Source organism: Bacillus sp. AK25, from assembly GCF_048270685.1.
Taxonomy (GTDB): domain Bacteria; phylum Bacillota; class Bacilli; order Bacillales; family Bacillaceae; genus Bacillus; species Bacillus altitudinis.
In genome coordinates, this window is record NZ_JBLUWC010000001.1 from 308,581 (window position 1) to 325,136 (window position 16,556).

General features: G+C 43.5%; 15 protein-coding genes. 13 read left to right on the plus strand and 2 right to left on the minus strand.

The genetic code is table 11. The annotated features are described in order from the left end of the window. Positions 1-160 precede the first annotated feature (160 nt). A complete protein-coding gene (locus tag ACNO7B_RS01695) occupies positions 161-919 on the plus strand; it encodes a YqcI/YcgG family protein (protein ID WP_268356535.1) in 759 nt (252 codons plus the stop codon). Here ACNO7B_RS01695 and ACNO7B_RS01700 read toward each other — a convergent pair. Further along, positions 914-2,263 (minus strand): amino acid permease, encoded by a 1,350-nt coding sequence (locus ACNO7B_RS01700; protein ID WP_025206708.1) that lies wholly within the window; start codon positions 2,261-2,263, stop codon positions 914-916. The two genes, ACNO7B_RS01695 and ACNO7B_RS01700, sit on opposite strands and share 6 nt — an antisense overlap. A gap of 82 nt (positions 2,264-2,345) precedes the next feature. Here ACNO7B_RS01700 and ACNO7B_RS01705 point away from each other — a divergent pair, with 82 nt between their 5' ends. The 9 genes from ACNO7B_RS01705 (at position 2,346) to ACNO7B_RS01745 (ending at position 12,202) form a co-directional block, all read left to right on the plus strand. Further along, positions 2,346-2,942, plus strand: coding sequence for a DUF1989 domain-containing protein (locus ACNO7B_RS01705; RefSeq protein WP_024718981.1), 597 nt, complete (start codon positions 2,346-2,348; stop codon positions 2,940-2,942). 195 nt (positions 2,943-3,137) lie between these two features. Continuing rightward, a complete protein-coding gene (gene nadE / locus ACNO7B_RS01710) occupies positions 3,138-3,959 on the plus strand; it encodes an ammonia-dependent NAD(+) synthetase (RefSeq protein WP_182489537.1) in 822 nt (273 codons plus the stop codon). A 323-nt stretch (positions 3,960-4,282) separates the two neighbouring features. Next, a complete protein-coding gene (locus tag ACNO7B_RS01715) occupies positions 4,283-5,140 on the plus strand; it encodes a citryl-CoA lyase (RefSeq protein ID WP_417901072.1) in 858 nt (285 codons plus the stop codon). Next, complete coding sequence (locus tag ACNO7B_RS01720; protein WP_138825026.1) at positions 5,137-6,570, plus strand: aldehyde dehydrogenase family protein; 1,434 nt, start codon at positions 5,137-5,139, stop codon at positions 6,568-6,570. The genes ACNO7B_RS01715 and ACNO7B_RS01720 overlap by 4 nt, the downstream gene beginning before the upstream one ends. 9 nt (positions 6,571-6,579) lie before the next feature. Continuing rightward, a complete protein-coding gene (gene aroD / locus ACNO7B_RS01725; protein WP_417901073.1) occupies positions 6,580-7,353 on the plus strand; it encodes a type I 3-dehydroquinate dehydratase in 774 nt (257 codons plus the stop codon). A gap of 38 nt (positions 7,354-7,391) precedes the next feature. After that, positions 7,392-9,152: a thiamine pyrophosphate-binding protein gene (locus tag ACNO7B_RS01730; RefSeq protein WP_065459796.1), complete on the plus strand. Its 1,761-nt coding sequence runs from the start codon at positions 7,392-7,394 to the stop codon at positions 9,150-9,152. Between the two features lie 23 nt (positions 9,153-9,175). Next, positions 9,176-9,556 (plus strand): cupin domain-containing protein, encoded by a 381-nt coding sequence (locus ACNO7B_RS01735; protein ID WP_008342095.1) that lies wholly within the window; start codon positions 9,176-9,178, stop codon positions 9,554-9,556. 87 nt (positions 9,557-9,643) lie between these two features. Beyond that, a complete protein-coding gene (locus ACNO7B_RS01740) occupies positions 9,644-10,846 on the plus strand; it encodes a CaiB/BaiF CoA transferase family protein (protein WP_035390514.1) in 1,203 nt (400 codons plus the stop codon). Positions 10,847-10,891: 45 nt separating this feature from the next. Next, positions 10,892-12,202 carry an MFS transporter gene (locus ACNO7B_RS01745; RefSeq protein ID WP_052320677.1) on the plus strand — a complete coding sequence of 437 codons (1,311 nt, stop codon included), beginning with the start codon at positions 10,892-10,894 and terminating at the stop codon, positions 12,200-12,202. Positions 12,203-12,242: 40 nt separating this feature from the next. On the opposite strand, the gene ACNO7B_RS01750 is transcribed toward ACNO7B_RS01745, so the two are convergent. Next, a complete protein-coding gene (locus ACNO7B_RS01750; protein ID WP_417901074.1) occupies positions 12,243-13,604 on the minus strand; it encodes a hypothetical protein in 1,362 nt (453 codons plus the stop codon). A 143-nt stretch (positions 13,605-13,747) separates the two neighbouring features. Between ACNO7B_RS01750 and ACNO7B_RS01755 the strand changes: the two genes are divergently transcribed. The 3 genes from ACNO7B_RS01755 (at position 13,748) to ACNO7B_RS01765 (ending at position 16,522) form a co-directional block, all read left to right on the plus strand. Continuing rightward, positions 13,748-14,521: an IclR family transcriptional regulator gene (locus ACNO7B_RS01755; RefSeq protein WP_079920407.1), complete on the plus strand. Its 774-nt coding sequence runs from the start codon at positions 13,748-13,750 to the stop codon at positions 14,519-14,521. 85 nt (positions 14,522-14,606) lie between these two features. Next, entirely contained in the window at positions 14,607-15,164 is a 558-nt protein-coding gene (locus tag ACNO7B_RS01760; RefSeq protein ID WP_007498270.1) for a shikimate kinase, read from the plus strand. 410 nt (positions 15,165-15,574) lie between these two features. Beyond that, positions 15,575-16,522, plus strand: coding sequence for a dihydrodipicolinate synthase family protein (locus tag ACNO7B_RS01765; protein ID WP_217816199.1), 948 nt, complete (start codon positions 15,575-15,577; stop codon positions 16,520-16,522). Positions 16,523-16,556 lie beyond the last annotated feature (34 nt).

The window sequence follows — 16,556 nt, forward strand, 5'->3', positions numbered from 1 at the left end:
AGCATACTCATACATGATTAGATAAATGGAAGTGAATTCCTGCCTCATCCGGCAAATCAACTACCTTGTGAATGTCCAGTGAAAGTCGTTGAAGGACAGTCACCACAGCTTTTTCCTCCTCATAGGCTATGGAGAAGACGCTAAAACGAGGTGGAAGAAAATGGCCCAGCTGTATGCAAAAAGTTGCCTTGATCAAAATCTACGATCACTCGAAGAATGGAAGCAAGATGCCTTCACACAGTTTGGAGAGATGGTAGGGGATGAGGCAGATACATTTCCGTGTGTACCAGGCAGACAAGGATTTTTTCTCGATCATTTACGCTATGGATTTGTCGGTGATCTGCGGGGAGACGGGGCAGTGAATGAGTTAGCAGAGCTGCTAAAAGAATATCAAGGCTGCGCTAAACAAACTGGTCAATACGCTTCATTTATCTGCTTTTTTGAAACTCCGCAGGATTTAAAGGAAAGCCCAATTGAAGAATTTGAGCAGCAGTTCTGGTCATTGCTTCAACGGTTACATCAAAAAGATGAAGTGCCATGGCCAGCGGAGATTCCACTGGACCCTCATCACCATGAATGGGAGTACTGCTTTCATGGCGAGGCTTATTTTATTCTGTGTTCAACACCAGCTCATAAGCTCAGAAAGAGCCGCCACTTTCCATATGTCATGATGGCATTTCAGCCCAGATGGGTGTTCGAAAAATTGAATGGATCGACCAAGTTTGGACAAAAAATGAGCCAGCTCGTTCGCAAGCGGCTCAAAGCATATGATCAAGTTGACGTCCATCCATCGTTAAAATGGTACGGTGATCCAACAAATCATGAATGGAAACAATATTTTCTCTCAGATGATGAGGCGGAGAAACCAGCCTCCGCCAAATGTCCATTTACTGCTTTAAAAAACATGATGAAATTATGATGCGGCCTGATCCTGTTTCCACTTTTTTCTCATAAAGAGTACCATGATGCCAATCACGGCGATGATCCCAATGCTTATAAAAAAGCCGGGTCGTCCGCTTGCCTCTGTCAGAGTGCCTGAAACAGCCGCACCAATCAAGAGCAGGGCAAGAACCGTTTCACACGTTTGACGAGTAGATGGTTTTGACAGCTTTTTGCTCGAAAGCAGAATAAACACCCATGTGTATAAAAGAGTTAAGCCGGCTGCTGTTGTGAGATGCTCATATATGTGTTTGGACAAAAAGAGTGCCAGCAAAATCGAGACAATCAATCCAGCAGCAGTTAACAAGATCGAAGACCATCTGACATGAGATGGTTCTTTTTGTTTAAAACAAGCAGGTGCATCGTGATGTTCCGACATCGTGCCAAGCAGCGTCGTGACTGCATAGAGGGAGGCAACCAATGTGGAAAACCCAGCAATAATGAAAATGCCATTAAAGATATGAAGAAAAATCGATAAATGAAATGGTTCCAGTGATGTAATAAATGGACTGCTATTCTCGTTAAAGGCTGTCACTGGCACAAGCAAAAGCGCAAGTCCGATGGAGACGATATAAATGACAGCAAGAATGATCAGCATCACACGTCCAGATTTTGCGGCATCTTTCGGGTCTTTTAAATGAACCGCCATCAGCCCCATGACTTCAATTCCCCCGAAAGCATAAAACGCATAAATCAGCCCATTCCATAGACCGAGTGGGCCGAGCGGCATCCATTCATGGTCTTTATTTGGCAGGTGTAGGGTGGGCCTATGCTCTGTGAGAATGCCGCATAAAACAAGAACGGCAAGGACGACAAACAATAGGATCGCCCCGGTTTTCAGCACGGCAAGAACATTTTCCGTCTTTTGAAAAGAAGAAAGCCCAATGATAATCACAAGCAGGGCAAGAGCGGAATAAATCGCTGAAAACACCCATAGTGGAATGGATGGAAACCAGTGACGAGTAAAAAGAGAAATCGCCGTCAGCTGACTCCCTGTGATCAGCATTTCTGAAAACCAATACACCCAGCCATTACTAAAACCCGCCCAGCGCCCATAGGCTTTTCGGGCATAGGAACAAAATGATCCCTTATCTGGGTTCTCGGCTGTCATCGCAGCCAGGTGTTTAAAGACGAGATATGTGCCGACTGCCGCAAGCAAAAATGAAATGCAGACGGAATAACCGGATTTTGTAATGGCGATGCTGGAACCAAGGAAGAAACCAGTGCCGATTGTACAGCCGACTCCGATAAGAGAAAGCTGCCACCAAGATAAAGATTGTTCTTCTTTCAATTTGTGTGCAACACCTTTCCGATTCAATAGCATTAGCTTGTGACCGCCTCTTTTTTTTATACATGATCAAGAGGACGTTTTGGGCATACTGTCAACATGGAAAGGAGTGCATGTGATGAACGGAGAATACGTGATTTTACCAAAGGATGGATTTGGCTTTCGGTTAGGAAAAGGACAATGTATGCGAGTGGTTGATGTCGAAGGGCAGCAAGTAGCAGACGTGATGGCCTATCATGAAAAGGATTTTTATGAAAAATTTGATCAAGGCGCTACAATGGATAGCCTGTTCTCTTCCAAGGTGAAAAAGGGAGATCAGCTTTATTCTAATTTATATAAACCAATGTTTACGGTCATCGAAGATACAGTCGAATGTCATGATTTATATATGCCTGCGTGCCGGCAAGAAATGTATCAGCTCTTATACGGCAGGACGCACCTAGAGGTCATGCATACATGCTACGATAATCTCAGAACGGCTTTTGAGCCATTCGGGATTCCAAAGGAGGATATGTATTATCCTTTTAATGCGTTTATGAATACAGTCATTGATGAGAAAGGAAAACTGTCTGTCGAGCTACCAAAATCGCTCCCTGGTGATTACATTCGTCTGCGTGCAGAAATGGATCTCATCGTCGCGGTGTCTGCATGTCCTGCCGACATTGGAAAATGCAATGGCTCAAGCTGTACATCCATTCGGGTGGAGATTGATTGAAAAGGAAAGACCAGTCAAAGAGACTTGGTCTATTTCGTTTGTGAATGTTTGATCATTTATGAAAAAGGGGAACGTCTAAAAAATATCTTTTTTCAAAACATGATATAATAAAGTGGCTAAAATCGTAGGTAAATCAATTGAAATGGAAGTAAAACCTGTTCTCTTCATGTAGAGGATGCTTAGGAGGAAAAGTGTATGAGTTTGCAGAAAAAAATCAGCCAAGAGTTGCATGTGCAGCCCTCAATTGACCCAAAGCAGGAGATCGAAAAACGGGTTGGATTTCTAAAGGCTTACTTGAAAAAGACCGGTGCAAAAGGATTCGTTCTCGGTATTAGCGGCGGACAGGATTCAACGCTTGCCGGCCGTCTCGCTCAGCTCGCTGTAAGTGAGCTTCGTCAAGAAGGAAAAGAGGATGCTGTCTTTTTTGCAGTCCGTCTTCCGCATGGCACGCAGCAAGATGAAGACGATGCGCAGCTGGCTCTATCATTTATTCAGCCGGACAAGTCTTGGAAATATGATATCGCGCCTGCCGTGACGGCATTCAGTGAACAATATCAAAAGGAAACAGGCGGTGCGCTGTCTGATTTTAATAAAGGGAACGTCAAAGCACGTATGAGAATGATCGCACAGTATGCCGTCGGTGGACAGGAAGGCTTACTTGTCATTGGAACGGATCATGCAGCTGAAGCTGTGACTGGGTTCTTCACGAAGTATGGTGATGGCGGTGCAGATGTTCTTCCGCTTACAGGTCTGACGAAACGCCAAGGACGGACGCTACTAGAAGCGCTGCAAGCACCAGAGCGTCTATACTTAAAGAAACCAACAGCCGATCTGCTTGATGATAAACCTCAGCAAACGGATGAAACAGAACTCGGCATTACGTACAATGAAATTGATGATTACTTAGAAGGAAAACCAGTTTCAGATCAAGCAGCAGAAGCGATTGAAAAACGCTATGTTCAATCAGAACATAAACGTCAAGTACCAGCTTCTATGTTTGATGACTGGTGGAAATAAAATAAGTGACCTCTCCAGAAGATGGAGAGGTCTTTTTATATCAAATTTCAGCTGAATTTGACAGAATGAATCGAAAATGGTTCATTAATTAGTAGAACGATCTACATAAGTCTGTTTGACTAAATAAAGGGTAAATTGAAGAATAAGTGGTGAAATAATTAGTTCGATTCACTTAATTTCTCATCAAAAGACAGTATTTTCAGAAAAAATGATTGACGATAAAAACGAATGCGCTTACAATGAAAACACATTCCAAAAAGTGAAATTGAATTCCACTAGACGGAATAAAGGAGTCGTTCATCTCCAAATAAGTGGCTAAAGGAATGATTCACACAATGAAAAATCGAAGTGCACTGGAAATATACAAAGAAGGAGGCGCTTGGTGGGAGACTGAGATTAGTCATATTCAAAAAAATTCAATTGAACTTCGGGGCTATCCAATTGAAGAGCTTATTGGTGAATTGTCGTATCCGCAGATGCTTTATTTACTGCTTGTTGGTGAATTACTAGATGATTCGAAGGCAGCTCTTTTTGAAAGTGTTCTTGTCGCAGGTGCGGATCATGGGCCAAGAGCACCGTCTATTGCAGCGGCAAGAATGGCGGTTACGTGCGGCATTTCGTTTAATTCTTCTGTTGCAACAGGGGTGAATCTATTAGGTGATATTCATGGCGGAGCCGGAGAAAAGGCGATGCGTATGTTGTACGAAGCCAAAGCGGTTTATGATGTACAAAAAGATATGAAGTCTGCTGCAAAGCAAGTATGTCAGACGTGGTTAGACCGCAAGGAAAAAATTCCGGGAATCGGTCATCAGCTGCATGATGATGATCCGAGAGTGAGACGGCTGTATGAGCTGAGTCAAACATATGTGCAGCAAGGTGATATCAGCGGAACATACTTACGGTTAGCTGAGGCGATTAGACATGAACTAGAACAATTAAAAGGGAAAAAAATCACGATGAACATAGATGGTGTATCTGCTGCGATCCAATGTGAATTAAACATTCCAGCAGAAGCGGCAAAAGGCATCTTTTCCTTATCGAGAGGAATGGGCATCGTGGCGCATGCATATGAAGAGCTGACAAAAGGTGCCCTAGTGAAAGGTCCTTGTCCGAATGAAGAAAGACTTGTTCGTTATGCGGGGGTCGGGACGCGTCACTTGAAGGAGGGTGAGAGAATTTGAGTGAATTGAAAGCGTTGTCATATATAAACGGCAAATGGCTGGATGCAAACCATGTCAAAGAAGACATTATCAATCCATACTCTGGGGAAATGATCGGTACATCCTATCTTGCCTCCTCAGAAGATATAGAACAGGCGCTTTCTATTGCGCAGCAAGCTAAAAAACAATTAGCGGCAATATCAGCATTAGAACGCTCAACGCTTCTAACAAAGGCAGCTGTCTTATTGGAAGAACAAAAAGAGCATTTTGCAAAACTCATTTCTTTAGAATTAGGCAAACCGCTTAAAAATACAAGAGATGAAGTCTCACGATCAATTGAAACGCTGGCGCAGTCAGCCGAAGAAGCCAATCGACTAATCGGTGAGACCATTCCTGGCAATGTATCTTCCCGTGGACAGAGAGCAATGGCGATGACATTTAAAGTGCCGGTTGGGGTTGTGCTGGCGATTACGCCTTTTAATGCGCCTCTCAACTTAATTTGTCACAAAATCGGTCCAGCTTTTGCGGCAGGGAATGCCATTATTTTAAAACCAGCACCGCAAACATCAGCTGTCGCCACAGCGTTTGTTAAGCTCCTGCTTGAAGCAGGGTTTCCAGAAAAGAGCCTGCAGCTTGTGATTGGAGGAGTAGACGCCGGCAGACAGTTAGTCATGGATGAAAGAACCAATCTTGTTTCTTTTACTGGCGGTGCGGTGGGCGGAGAACATATTTCAAACTCTGCTGGATTAAAAAAGGTACTGCTGGAACTCGGAGGAAATGGAGCGACGATTGTTCATCATGATGCAGATATCGAGCAAGCCGCCTCTCTTTGTGCCAAAACGGGCTTTAGCAACTCTGGTCAAAGCTGTATTTCTGTTCAAAGAATTTATGTTCACAAGCAAATTATGTCGACATTTACTGAGACACTTAAACAAAAAGTAGAACAGCTCGTCGTTGGAGATCCGCTGTCTAGTGAAAGTGATATCGGCTGTATGGTTGATGTACAGGCAGCAAAACGTGTGGAGGCTTGGATACAAGAGGCAGAGAAAATGGGTGCCGAGCTTCTATCTGGAGGACAACGAAATGGCGCAAGCATCACACCGGCTATTTTGCTAAACCCGCCAAAACAAGCCAAGGTCGTCTGTGAAGAAGTGTTCGGTCCAGTTGTCAGCATTCTCCCATATGAGGAGCTGGATGAGGCAATCAAAGAAGCAAACGATAGTCGATATGGTTTGCAGGCAGGTGTCTTTACGAATCAGCTAGATGTTGCGTTACACGCAGCAAAAGAGCTTGAAACTGGCGGCGTAGTCATCAATGGGACATCGAATTTCAGACTAGATCACTGGCCATATGGCGGGATTAAACGAAGCGGTATTGGAAGGGAAGGCCCACGTTTCGCCATCGAGGAGATGACCGAAACCAAAATGGTTGTGCTGCCAAATGGGCTATAAAGGGGGCAGATGGACGTGAATGACTTTCAGCAAAAGGTAAAGAGTGCGCAGACAGGCGGTCAGCCGATGATTTGTACGCCGCTCATTGGACAAACAAAGGAAGAATTGTTTCTTGAAGTTGAGGTGTTAGCTGAGAAGAAGCCTGATGTGATAGAGTGGCGAGCGGATTTTTTCAATCACCTCAATGACAAGGAACAAGTCATCGCCACCCTGAAAGGGATGATCGAAAAGGCAGATAACATCCCATTTTTATTCACCATTCGTTCTGAAAAAGAGGGCGGCGAACGCATCTCACTCTCAGAGGATGAAAAGGTTTCCCTGCTTGTCGAGCTTTGTGCCACTCAGCTTGTGGCTGCCGTTGATTTTGAATTAATGCATGATGTCTCGCATATCCAGCAAGTCAGTCAGGCGGCTAAGAGAAACGGGGTCATCTTGATTGTGTCGTACCACGATTTCCAGCGTACCCCGGAGGCGGATCGGCTCGTGGAACTATTCACCAATGCAGAATCGGTCGGTGCCGACATTGCAAAGATCGCCGTCATGCCGCATTCCTATGAGGATGCACTGACACTGCTCTCTGCGACTGGCAAGGCGAAAAAGCATCTGTCCATCCCCGTTATTTCGATGGCGATGGGGGAATACGGCGCCTTCACAAGAATGGTAGGTGGACTCTTTGGGTCTGTCATGACCTTTGCTGTAGGGAAAGAAAGCTCCGCACCTGGACAAGTTGCGATACAGGATTTGAATACCGTTCTATCGATTGTGTTTTCAAAGAATCAGTGAGTAGCAGATTCATAGCTGCACCGTGAGAGGAGAGAAACATGAAGAAGAATATATCTACACAGGTCATTCAGTATTTAGAAAATCGAGGAGTTGAGCATATCTTCGGTCTGTGCGGTCATACGAATATTGCTTTTTTATCAGCGCTAGAAAAAAGCCGTATTCAATTTGTGAATGTCAGACATGAACAGATAGCGGCGCATGCAGCAGACGGTTATGCACGAGCGAAGAAACAGACGGCTGTTGTGCTCAGTCACTTAGGTCCTGGACTCACCAATGCGGCAACAGGCGTAGCGAATGCCGCACTCGATTCCATTCCAATGGTTGTCATTGCAGGAGATGTTCCAAGTCATTACTACGGAAAGCACCCACACCAAGAAATCAATCTTCATTCCGATGCTTCTCAATACGAAATTTATCGCCCGTTTGTGAAAAGAGCATGGCGAGTCGACATTCCAGAATTATTTCCAGAAATTTTATCAAAAGCGTTTCAGTTAGCTGAAAGCGGCCGCCCTGGGCCAGTCCTGATTTCAGTTCCGATGGATGTGTTTTCAAAAGACTTAGATGTGTCGTTATTTGAACAAATCGCTCATCATACACACACCGTTGAAAAACCATCTATTGATGATCAAACAGCGAATCGGATAATAGATCGATTGCTGCAGGCAGACAAACCGCTTTTATATGTAGGGGGAGGCATTTTACTAGCCGATGCAGCAGAAGAGTTAAAGGCATTTTCTGATCATTTGAGTATCCCTGTTGCCCATTCTTTGATGGGGAAAGGGGCGATGCCAGATGATCATCCAATGACCCTTGGCATGACAGGGTTTTGGGGGACGAAATTTATCAATGATCAGTGTAAAGCAGCGGATTATATATTGGCATTAGGCACCCGTTTTGCTGAAGCAGATGCGAGTTCGTGGGAATCGGAGTATACGTTCAATTTCCAATCAACCAAGCTCATCCATATTGACATTGATCCGAATGAAATTGGCCGAAATTATCCTGTGGAAATTGGAGCAGTAGCAGATCTCAAGCAGGCGCTGACTGTACTTAATCGTGTGGCGAAAGAAAGGCTGCCAGAAGGTCTGGATCGCCCTCAATTGAAAAAGGACATTGCGGCATATCGTGAGGAATTTCAGAAGAGCAATTTGACGAATATTCAAGACGAGTCTTTCCCAATGAAACCACAGCGTATTTTGCAGGAAGTGCGGGAAGTATTGCCACCTGATGCCTTCATTACAACCGATGTTGGCTGGAATAAAAATGGGGTCGGACAGCAATTTCCTGTATACACGCCAGGCACTATTTTAACCCCAGGTGGTTTTGCGACGATGGGATTTGGCGCTCCTGCTGCACTTGGAGCAAAGGTTGCCCAGCCTGACCGTGTCGTTGTATCACTTGTCGGGGACGGCGGTTTCGGTCAAAATCCATCTGTTCTCGCAACAGCCATGGAAGAAAACATTCCTGTCGTGTGGATTGTGATGAACAACAGTGCGTTTGGGACGATCGCCGGCTTGCAAATGGCACACTATGAAACGACTTACGGCACTGTTTTTAGAAAAGATGGAGAAAGCTATTCGCCTGATTTTGCAGCCATTGCAAGAGGTTATGGGATGAAGGGGATCAAAATTACGGCGGCTTCTGAATTCAAAGAAGCTTTGGCTGAAGCAATCGCTTCTCAGGAGCCATGTGTCATTGATGTAGCGATGAAAAATGATCCTGTGCCTACTGATGGACATTGGAACATTAATGATATTTATTCACCAAATACAAAACGTTCACATGTCAGTGTGAACTAAACATGACTAGGGAGGAATCAACAATGAAAATTAAAGTATTAAATCCATTTCAAGACGGTCATCCATTATGGTTAGGTTTAGATCATCCAGAAGAAAAAATGATTCGGAAGGTGTTTCAAACGATCACACCAGATACCGTAGGGTCAGAGCATATGATGGCAGGTCTCACTATTTTTGAGCCGGGCGAAGCAAGCTCGGTACACAATCACCCGGGTTCAGAGGAATTTGATTATGTGATTAAAGGGTCTGGCGAAGTCATTTGCGATGGAGAAAGACAATCATTTAAACAAAATGACTTTATGTTTATTCCAGATGGTGTCTCACATCAGCATGTGAACACAGGGGACGAACCTTTATGGCTGATTTGGCTCTATACACCGCAAGGGCAGCTTCCGAAGGACTAAAAAAACCTTGCACGAGAGAAAGAAGAAAAGGGGCTAAAATAGAAAGCATTTTAGCCCTTTATCAATTGAATGAAAGGGAGTCAAGCAATGAATAAGAATACACCGCTTGAAGGAATCAAAATATTAGATGTTTCTACGATGATTGCTGCACCATACGGCGCGGTGCTTCTAGGGGATTTTGGTGCAGAGGTCATTAAAGTCGAGATTCCTGGAAAAGGGGATACACTGCGGCATGTTGGTCCTTTTGCAGATGGTGAACCTTTGAGGTGGTCAGGGCTTTCAAGGAATAAGAAATCTCTTACACTCGATTTGCACAAAGAAGAAGCAAAAGACATTTTTAAAAAGCTTGCAGCGCAGGTTGATGTGATCATTGAAAATTTTCGTCCGGGAACACTTGAAAAATGGGACGTTGGGTACGATGTATTAAAAGAAATCAACCCTCGTTTAATTATGATTCGTGTTTCGGGTTATGGGCAAACCGGTCCATTTAAGGACAAGGCGGGATTTGGTACACCTGCGACGGCGTTTAGCGGCTTTACATATATTCAAGGGTTTCCAGATCGGCATCCAGTCAGCCCTTCCTTTTCCCTTACGGATTATATCGCAGGAATCTATGTGGCGTTTGCCACTGTGACAGCGATGTATTACCGTGACACACATTCAGAAGGAACTGGGCAAATGGTGGATTTGGCTCTCTATGAATCTGTGTTCCGCATGTTAGAGTTTTTGGTTGCTGAATATGACAAGCTAGGGAAGGTGCGTGAGCGTTCACCAGGGTTAAGCGGTCATTCAAGCCCTGCCGGCACCTATGAGACAAAGGATGGGCATTATTTGGTTCTTGTGACAAGTACAGATTCGACCTTTAATCGATTGGCAGAGGCGATGAATCGCTTAGATTTACTAGAGAACGAGAAATTCTCTGTGAATGCAGCCAGGCTGAAGCATAACGATGAAATGGATGCGATCGTCTCGCAGTGGATTGCGTCCAAAACAAGAGATGACGTCTTAGACATTCTAGATACACATGGTGTGCCTGTGAGTCCGATTCTAAGCATTCGGGATATCTTTGAGCATCCGCAATTTAAAGCACGAGAAAATATTGTCGAGGTGCATCACCCGAGACTTGGAAAAGTGAAGGTGCCTGGGATCATTCCGAAGTTTGAAAAAACCCCCGGTAGTATCCGCCATATTGCGCCTGATTTAGGTGAACATAATTATGAAATTTTAACGAAAATGCTTGGCTTCACAGAAGAAGAGTGTAAACAGTTAGAAGAAAAAGGGGTCATTTAAGACACTCAACCGATCCGCACGCTGCGGAAACAAAGGAGGATGGTTATGAAAGTGCATTCAGAACTGAAGGGGAACGACTTGCGGCCTGCTTATGCGAAACCAACAAAAGCTCGTTTCGGCATCTTGATTCTGTTGTTTTTTATTACCGCTATTAACTATATTGATCGAGCCAGTGTATCCATTGTTGCACCTGCGATTCAGTCTTCATTGCAATTAAACCCTGCCTTATTAGGCCTCATCTTTTCAGCATTTAGCTGGACCTATACAGCCATGCAGATCCCTGGCGGCTTTATTCTTGATAAGTTTGGATCAAAGGTAACGTATGGAATATCACTTGTGACTTGGTCTATTTTCACCGGTTTACAGGCGTTTGCGAACAGCTTTGCCTTCTTATTTGGCTGCCGCTTGTTTATCGGAATTACAGAATCTCCCGCATTTCCTGCGAATAACCGCATTGTGACCACATGGTTTCCAAGGCGGGAACGCGCATTTGCAACAGGGGTTTATACCGCTGGAGAGTATGTGGGGCTTGCATTTGCGACACCTCTTCTTTTTTGGATTATGACAACTTTCGATTGGAGAACCGTCTTTATCACTGCAGGTGCGCTCGGTATTATATTTGCTTTCTTTTGGTACAAGTATTATCACGAACCGAAAGAGCATCCAAAGATCAATGAAGATGAGCTAGAATTGATCCGTCAAGGCGAAGGGCTGACAGTGGCATCACAGGAGAAACTGAAATGGGCAGACTTTGCCGCACTTTTGAAATATCGTAAATTGATTGGACTCTATATTGGTCAATTTTCTGTTGCGTCTACCCTCTTTTTCTTTTTAACATGGTTTCCGACCTATTTAGCAGAGGCGAAAAATATGGCCTTTCTCAAAGTGGGTTTTGCGGCATCTCTGCCATACATTGCTGCATTCTTTGGGGTGCTGTTTGGAGGATATGTGTCTGACTGGCTGCTTAAAAAGGGTGTATCGGTCAATATAGCGAGAAAGCTGCCGGTTGTGGTCGGCTTGCTTCTGACAAGTACCATTGTTTTAGCGAATTTTACAACGAATATCCCGCTTGTGCTGACCATTTTATCCATCGCTTCCTTTGCACAAGGACTGTCTAATATCTCCTGGACCATGCTGTCTGAGGTGGCACCACGAGAAATGGTCGGTCTGGCTGGCGGCGTATTTAACTTTTTTGCTAACTTATCCGGCATCATCACCCCGCTGATTATCGGATTCATCGTATCGGCGACAGGCTCTTACAACGGCGGTATTTTATTCGTCAGCCTAGTGGCATTAGGCGGAGCGTTGTCGTATATCTTTATTGTAGGTAAGATTGAACGGATTCAATTAAAATAATAGAGAGCAAGAAAAAGAGAACTCATTGGGTTCTCTTTTTCTATGAATAAAAGATGACGGTGATGATCGTTGCACATGCGATCCCCATGCTGATATAAAAACCAGCAAAACAGATATTCCATCGAGTGATTCGGTAAGGGTTGACCTTCATCAAATCGGCTAATAGGGAGACAGATACATTATATGGGCTAAACATGACCGTTGAGGTTCCGGCGATAATGAACATGATGGCGATGGGAAGGGCAGGCAGTTCATGAATGACAGATGCCATCAAGCTCACTAATAGAGCAAGCGAAACGAGCGGGTGAAAACCGCAAAGAGCGGTGATGAGAAAATACAGCCCGATGACCCCATAAACCCAAATGGCATGATCTGATATACTGACGATAAATGCTTGAATCGGCTGCAGGCTGTTTGTGACAAGCAGCATATCGACAAAGAAGCCTGCGCTTAAAAATAGACACATATAATTGGAGAGCTGGCGGGTCCGTTCTTTCCAATGGGGAATAGAGACGGCTACATATTGTTTTCGTTTTTTGATGATAGACGAGAATAATAGAGCGAAAGGAATAATCGTTAGCACAACAGCGAACAGATAACCTTTCCCAATCCAGGCGTCAACAAGCGAAACGACTGTCATAAAACTGAGCAGCATGAAAGCAAGCTGAAGGGTTTTTCTCTTGATGCGATGAGGGGTGGAATGAGCTTCTGCCGGCTGGATGATATGCGGCATTCGTTTGCTTTGACGAGAAAACAGCAACCAATCCGTCAACAGCACAAGCACCATTAAACAAAAGGTAACGGGTGCAATCTGATAATATTTCAATTTGGTTGCATCAATGGTGACACTCACCAGTACTTCGACAGGACTCCAGCTAAGACATAGCGCATATGACCTTAAAAGATTGCGCGTATAAAGGTGCTGTTTGACTTGTTCCTGAAGGGCGTTCAGCGATGGTTTCAAGGATGTATATAATAAGGGAATCGTTGCGATATTTAAAAACATGCCAAGAACATGAGTGACAAATGAACTCTTGCGATAAAGCTGATTTGTACTCGTTGTATGTAAAGTAAGCAGTTTATTTAATTGAGTATCGAAATGTCCAACATGTATGAGAGAATGAATAAATGGCAACATGAAAAATAAAGAAAGCAAGCCTAGCATGGAATGAAAATGAAGAAAAAGCGTATGCAAAGGCTGTTCTGACCAGAAAAATAACACCAATCCAATCAAGAGAAACATAGCACCCGTTTTCAAATAAAGCCCACTTGCCTTCTTAAAGGAAATGGTGAGCGAAGCAGCCGCCAGCAGACCAACCAAATAGGAGAGAATGGGAGCAGGGAATAGTTGATGAACGATGTATAAGCTAATAAGAAGTGTGAAAATGAGCAGGTAGATCATGATATCTCCTCCATCAAAACATCTATCGGTTTTATTCCGTACAGTGGAATTTGTTTTCTTTTAATGGAACATTTAAAATGGATTATAGCAAAATTGGTTAATCATGTCGATAAGAAATCAAAGGGGAAAAGGAGAAAGTGAACATGGCTGATAAAAAGTCAAAAGAAGAATCAGGATTGCGTACCGTTCAGCGCGCTTTGGATATTCTTTCTTGCTTTAGCGAAGAACGTCAAGAGCTGACGCTAACGGACATATCAAAAGAGATGAACTTAGCAATGTCTACCACAACGAGACTGCTTAAGGCACTTGAAATGAATCATTTTGTAGAAAAGAACCAAGAGACAATGAAGTACCGGCTCGGTCAAAGACTTTATCTTCTCGGTTATATTGCTGGGAAGTCCATCAAATTGAGGGAACTGGCAAAACCGCTCATGTACACACTTCGTGATGAAACGAAGGAAACCGTCAACCTGTATGTGCTCGATCACAAAAGCAGGGTATGTATTGAACAAGCCGAAGGGCTGCAATCGATTCGGCATCTTGTGAAAATAGGTGAGAAGCTGCCGTTATACGCTGGTGCTGGTGGAAAGGTGCTGCTTGCTTTCCAAAGCGAAGAGTTTCAACAGCAAGTTTTTGCATCTGAGGCTGATCACATGACGATGGAGCAATGGCAAAAAGAATGTCGTCATATTCTTGAAACGCATACCGCTTGCAGTATTGATGAACGGGAAGTCGGATCGGCGGCAGTGGCGGCACCGATCTTTAACATTCATGGGGAGGTGCAGGCATGTTTATCCATATCTGGACCGACCCAACGATTTACTGAAGATGTCATCCCTCAATTGCAGCAAAAAGTGAAAGAGCATGCCGAGAAGCTCTCCGAACAGCTCGGTTACGTCGTCAAACACAATTTTTAAGAATGCCTATCTTTTCTCAGTCCATTTATCATATAATAGAAACATTATGTAGCATTCCTTGTCGTAAGGAGGACGTGTCACGAACATGAAAAACAATAGAGAGATTCCTGTGAGACAGCGAAATATTGTCCTCATTGGCTTTATGGGCGTTGGGAAAACAACCATTGGGCAGCTCGTTGCCAAAAAGTTATATAGAGATTTTATTGATGTTGATCAGGAGATTGAGAAAAAGTACAACATGACGATTCCAGAAATGTTTCAGCAAAAAGGAGAAGCGTTCTTCAGACAGGCTGAAAAGGACTATATCGTCGATTTATGTGAACATACTCAGCTAAAGATCGTGTCTCTTGGAGGCGGTGCGTTTAAACAGGAAGAAATCAAACGATCTTGCTTAAAGCATTGTACGGTTCTTTTCCTTGACCTATCTTGGGAGAATTGGAAACAGCGGCTGGATATTTTAATTGAAAACCGTCCTGTTCTTCATAACCGCACGCTTGACGAGATGAAAGAGCTGTTTGAAGAGCGCCGGGAAATTTATTCCCTTCATAACTCAAGAGTGGAAACAGATCATCTAGAAGCTGAAGAAGTCGCCAATTATATTGTCGACACACTCAAGCTTGGCTGGGATCTATATTCGAAATAAAAAAGTCTATCCTAAGGGGTAGACTTTTTCTATTAGATCAGGAGTAGTCAAAGAAATGACAGTCTAAGTTGGATGATGGATGAAAAAAAGAAGAAAAGATGTTTTTTTCTTCGTCATTATATCAAAATGCATGCATCCTTTATGTGGTGTGTCTAGCCATTTGAAAAAAGTGGTGATTAGACTACAACTAAGTCAAGATGATGAGGTTTTTGATTGATGCGGGAAACGACATATATCTCTCATTTTCTTTTTTTGAAAAAATAAAATAGTATCTAAATTCCAATAATAGTTTTTTGAATTATTATAATTTTTAAAAATCTGGTTGACACCTTCGGTTATATCATTCTATGATTATTAACGTAAACGCTTACCGTAAACGTTTACTATAACGGATGGGGAGGAATTTGTTGATGAAAAATAAAGAAAAATGGAGCGGTGTATTCCCGGCAGTCTTAATTCCTTTTAAAGATGACTATTCAATTGATGAACCTGCTTTTCGTAAGCTTGTTCGCTGGGTGGCGGGGCACGAAGGGATTAATGGGATCGTTGTCAATGGACATACTGGCGAGATTATGACTTTGCTGCCACATGAACGAGCTGAAGCTGTGCGTATTGCAGCCGACGAATTAAAGGGAGAAATTCCTGTCATTTCTGGGGTTTCAGCTGAAGGGACAATTGAAGCGATCCAGCATGCAAAAGCAGTGGAGGAAGCTGGTGGAGAAGGTATTCTTCTTATGCCGCCACATTCATGGCTGAGATTCGGTATGCAGCCTGAGTCACCTGTACAATTCTTTAAAGATGTTGCAGAAGCAATTGACATTTCAATCATCGTTCATCAATATCCAACATGGACAAAAACCTCTTATACAACCAGTCAATTATTAGAAATGTCGGAGATTCCAAACGTTGTCTCATTTAAAATCGGTCAAAGAGACATGGCGCAATATGAAGTCGATGTGCGCGCACTGAAAAAGCATGCACCAGATGTATCATTGCTCACATGTCACGATGAATATTTATTGCCAACATTAGTTCAAGGAATTGATGGGGCGCTTGTAGGTTTCGGCTGTTTTGTACCAGATTTGATTGCTGAGCTTGTGAAATGTGTGGAAGAACAAGACCTTGTAGCGGCTAATAAAGTGTACGATAGAATCTTTGAATTAAAGCATGCTGTGTATAAAATGGATGAACCTTCCTCTACCTCTCATCTGCGAATGAAGGAAGCGATGTTCCAGCGAGGTTTGATCAGCAGTTCGCTTGCGAGGAAGCCAGTATTACCTTTAACTCATAAGGAAAAAGAAGAGATTCGTCAGGGCCTTCAAAGTGTTGGTTTACTTAAGGAAAACGTTAGTAAATAACAGACCATTGATTTCATGATGAAGGTGAGTCAGG